At 73.0% G+C, this 3722-nt stretch carries 3 protein-coding genes and 1 pseudogene; 1 reads left to right on the top strand and 3 read right to left on the bottom strand.

Translation table 11 applies throughout. The annotated features are described in order from the left end of the window. Positions 1-36: 36 nt before the first annotated feature. The 3 genes from aroQ to aroC are packed head-to-tail and all read right to left on the bottom strand — an operon-like array spanning position 37 to position 3292. Complete coding sequence (gene aroQ, locus ACFWEP_RS32920) at positions 37-477, bottom strand: type II 3-dehydroquinate dehydratase (protein WP_387375712.1); 441 nt, start codon at positions 475-477, stop codon at positions 37-39. Beyond that, complete coding sequence (aroB, locus tag ACFWEP_RS32915; RefSeq protein ID WP_387375710.1) at positions 474-2111, bottom strand: 3-dehydroquinate synthase; 1638 nt, start codon at positions 2109-2111, stop codon at positions 474-476. Before aroB ends, aroQ begins: the two co-directional genes overlap by 4 nt. Next, entirely contained in the window at positions 2108-3292 is a 1185-nt protein-coding gene (aroC, locus tag ACFWEP_RS32910; RefSeq protein WP_387375708.1) for a chorismate synthase, read from the bottom strand. Before aroC ends, aroB begins: the two co-directional genes overlap by 4 nt. Positions 3293-3531: 239 nt before the next feature. Between aroC and ACFWEP_RS32905 the strand changes: the two are divergent. Continuing rightward, positions 3532-3722, top strand: a pseudogene (locus ACFWEP_RS32905) (transglutaminase domain-containing protein); the annotation flags it as partial.

Here is a 3722-nt window from a genome sequence, read left to right as displayed (position 1 = left end):
CCCGCACGCGGGCACCCGGTGGCCGGTGACGCCGGGTCAGTCCGTCAGCTCTTCGGCCAGCGCGCGCAGCGCCAGCCGGTAGGAGCCGATGCCGAATCCCGCGACGGTCCCGGTGGCGATCGGCGCGACCACGGAGGTGTGCCGGAACTCCTCGCGCGCGTACGGGTTGGAGATGTGCACCTCGATGAGGGGCGCGGTGCGCTGCGAGGCCGCGTCCCTCATCCCGTACGAGTAGTGGGTGAACGCACCGGGGTTGATGACCACCGGGACCGAACCGTCCGCTGCCTCGTGGAGCCAGCGGATCATCTGGCCCTCGTCGTTGGTCTCGCGGACCTCGACGTCGAAGCCGAGCTCCTTGCCGAGCGACTGGCAGGTCTCGACGAGCCCGGCGTACGAGGTGGCCCCGTAGACGTCGGGCTCGCGGGAGCCCAGGCGGCCGAGGTTCGGGCCGTTCAGCACGAGCACGTGACGGGTCACGCGGAGACCTCTCCGTAGGCGGCGAGCAGGACGGCAGGGTCCGGGCCCTCCAGGACGGTGGGCTTGCCGAGCGCGTCGAGGACGATGAAGCGCAGCAGGTCGCCGCGGGACTTCTTGTCGAGCTTCATGTTCTCCAGCAGGCGCGGCCACTGGTCGCCCCGGTAGGTGAGCGGCAGACCGACCGACGCGAGGACGGTGCGGTGCCGGTCGGCGGTGGCGTCGTCGAGCCGGCCGGCGAGCCGGCCCAGCTCGGCGGCGAAGACCAGGCCGATCGAGACGGCGGCGCCGTGACGCCACTTGTAGCGCTCGTTCTTCTCGATCGCGTGGCCGAGGGTGTGGCCGTAGTTGAGGATCTCGCGGAGTCCGGCCTCCTTGAGGTCGCTGGAGACGACCTCGGCCTTGACCCGGATGGAGCGCTCGATCAGCTCGGCGGTGTGCGGTCCGGCGGGCGTACGGGCACCCTCGGGGTCGGACTCGACGAGGTCGAGGATCACCGGGTCGGCGATGAAGCCGGCCTTGATGATCTCGGCCATCCCGGAGACGTAGTCGTGCACCGGGAGCGAGTCCAGGGCGGCCAGGTCGCAGAGCACCCCGGCCGGCGGGTGGAAGGCGCCGACGAGGTTCTTGCCCTCGGCGGTGTTGATGCCCGTCTTGCCGCCGACGGCCGCGTCGACCATGCCGAGGACCGTGGTGGGGACCGCGATCCAGCGCACCCCGCGCAGCCAGCTCGCCGCGACGAACCCCGCGACGTCGGTGGTGGCTCCGCCGCCGACACCGACGATGACGTCGCTGCGGGTGAAGCCGGTCTGCCCGAGCGCCTTCCAGCAGTAGGCCGCGACCTCGACGGTCTTGGCCTCCTCGGCGTTCGGCAGCTGGATCGCGATGGCCTCGTACCCCTGGGATGCGAGGTCCTCGCGGACCGCCTCGCCGGTCTCGGCGAGTGCCTCGGGGTGCAGCACCGCGACGCGCTTGGCGCGGTCGCCGATGAGCCTCGGCAGTTCGCCGAGGAGCTGCCGGCCGACCAGCACTTCGTACGGGTCGCTGCCCGCGGTGCCGGCGACCTGGATGCGGGTGGGTGCCTGCTCGGTCATTGCTGTCTTCTCCCGGCCGGGCGTGGTGTCGCGTTCCGGCAGTTCCAGTGCGTCGAGGATCTCGCGGGCGATCTCCTCGGGGGTGCGGTCGTCGGTGGCGACGGTCACCCGCGCCACCTCTTCGTACAGGTGGCGGCGGAGTTCCATCATCTCGCGCCACTGCCGGCGCGGATTGACCGCGAGCAGCGGTCGCGCGGTGCCCAGTCCGACGCGCTTGACCGCCTCTTCCACGTCCATGGAGAGGTAGACGACCGCATGCCCGGCCAGCAGGTCCCGGGTGTCCTCGTCGAGCACGGACCCGCCGCCGAGCGCGAGCACACCGGTGTGCCCGGCGACGGCCTCGCGCACGGCGTGGCGCTCCAGTTCGCGGAAGCGCTCCTCGCCCTCGTCGAAGAAGATCTCCGAGATGGGCTTGCCCGCCGTCGCCACCACATCGGCGTCGGTGTCGCGGTACGGGGCTCCGAGCAGCCCGGCGAGCAGCTCACCGATCGTGGACTTGCCGACCCCCATGGGACCGACGAGGACGACCAGCGGCGCGCTCATCGGATCTGCAGGTTGTCGAGGTACCCCCGCACGTTCCGGCGCGTCTCGGCGACGCTGTCCCCGCCGAACTTCTCGGCGACGGCGTCGGCGAGCACCAGGGCGACCATCGCCTCGGCGACGATTCCGGCGGCCGGCACGGCACAGACGTCGGAACGCTGGTGGTGGGCCTTGGCGGGCTCGCCGGTCACCACGTCGACGGTGGCCAGCGCCCGGGGCACGGTCGCGATCGGCTTCATCGCGGCGCGGACCCGCAGCAGCTCACCGGTGGTCAGGCCGCCCTCGGTGCCGCCGGCACGGCCGGTGGCACGCTTGATGCCGTCCTCGGTGACGAGGATCTCGTCGTGGGCCTTGGAGCCGGGCACCCGGGCGAGGTCGAAGCCGTCGCCGACCTCCACGCCCTTGATCGCCTGGATGCCCATGAGGGCGGAGGCGAGCCGGGCGTCGAGGCGACGGTCCCAGTGCACGTGCGAGCCGAGTCCCACCGGCACGCCGTACGCGAGTACCTCGACGACTCCGCCGAGGGTGTCGCCGTCCTTGTGGGCCTGGTCGATCTCGGCGACCATCGCCTTCGACGCGTCGGCGTCGAGGCAGCGGACCGGGTCGGCGTCGAGCGCGGGCACGTCGGCCGGGGTCGGCAGCACGCCGTACGGCGCCTTGGCGGCGGCCAGTTCGACGACGTGGCTGACGATCTCGATGCCCGCGGTCTCCTTGAGGTAGGAGCGGGCGACGGCGCCGAGCGCCACGCGGGCGGCGGTCTCCCGGGCGCTGGCGCGCTCCAGGATCGGCCGGGCCTCGTCGAATCCGTACTTCTGCATGCCCGCCAGGTCGGCGTGGCCGGGCCGGGGGCGCGTCAGCGGGGCGTTGCGGGCCTGCGCGGCCAGCTCCTCCTCGGGGACCGGGTCGGCGGACATGACCTGTTCCCACTTGGGCCACTCGGTGTTGCCGACCATGACGGCGACCGGGGACCCCATGGTGAGGCCGTGGCGTACGCCGCCGAGGAAGGTGACCTCGTCCTGCTCGAACTTCATCCGGGCACCGCGCCCGTAACCGAGCCGCCGCCGGGCGAGGGCGTCGGCCACCATCTCCGTGGTGACCGGGACGCCGGCGGGAAGACCCTCCAGCGTCGCCACGAGTGCGGGGCCGTGCGACTCCCCCGCGGTCAGCCAGCGCAACCTGCTCAACGGTGCTCCTCCTGCTCGCGCGCTAAAACTGCGACGGCACGGCCGGGTGCGCGGCCCTGGCCCGCCACCCCCGATCCTCCCACGACCTGAGGGCCGGGCCGGCCCCGGTCCAGCAGACGGACGTTTCGTGCGCGGCCGGACGGCTTCCACAGCGACCACATGCTCACCCGGGACACCCGGCGGGGCCGGCAAATCGACCTGGCCGCACCGAAGGAGGCGCAGACGCCGCTCCGGGACATGTGGAGGTCGGAGCCGGACGGCGGGCGGACGCCGACCGCCGCCCGCGCGACCGGGCCGCGCGGGCGACCTGCGACGACGTCCCTTCGGGCGCGGAGCGGAAGCCGGCCGCGCCTGACGAGGAGTCGCGGACGCCGAGGACCGTCCTGTCGTCGACGTCCCACGCCGGCCCCCGCGAGGTCGTGCTCCGGTG

The organism is Streptomyces sp. NPDC060198, from assembly GCF_042728415.1.
Taxonomy (GTDB): domain Bacteria; phylum Actinomycetota; class Actinomycetes; order Streptomycetales; family Streptomycetaceae; genus Streptomyces.
The sequence above is the reverse complement of the archived record's forward strand: the minus strand, read 5'-3'. Positions and strand labels throughout refer to the sequence as shown.

What these genes read in the sequence shown, in the direction of transcription:
- aroB (WP_387375710.1), bottom strand. Translation starts at nt 2,111, where the DNA reads ATGAGCGCGCCGCTGGTCGTCCTCGTCGGTCCCATGGGGGTCGGCAAG.